Here is a 289-nt window from a genome sequence, read left to right as displayed (position 1 = left end):
GCCCTTGACGCTCATGGGGTCAGCGTACGGAGTCCGTGGGTACGGTCTCCCCATGCCCGTCGAGCCGCCACCGACTCCGTGGTCGTTCCCGGGTCCGGAGCGGCTCGACGACTCCGACGACCTGGTCGCGGCGGGGGCCGACCTGGCGCCCGGCACGGTGCTGGCGGCCTACCGGCGCGGGATGTTCCCGATGCCGTCCGGCACGCCCGGCGACCCGATGTTCTGGTGGAGCCCGGTCCGGCGTGGCGTGCTGCCCGTGCGTGGCGTGCACGTGTCGCGCTCCCTGCGC

1 protein-coding gene is annotated in these 289 nt (G+C 74.7%); it reads left to right on the top strand.

Annotation, left to right across the window (positions count from 1 at the left end; all coding sequences use genetic code 11):
* Window positions 1-52 precede the first annotated feature (52 nt).
* Window positions 53-289 (top strand): hypothetical protein (locus tag FVA95_RS29615; protein WP_255474727.1); only part of this gene is annotated, 237 nt, incomplete at its 3' end.

This window comes from Pseudonocardia sp. EV170527-09 (genome assembly GCF_008369905.1).
GTDB lineage: Bacteria > Actinomycetota > Actinomycetes > Mycobacteriales > Pseudonocardiaceae > Pseudonocardia.
Note: the sequence above shows the minus strand (reverse complement) of the source record. Positions and strands in the feature narration are given on the sequence as shown.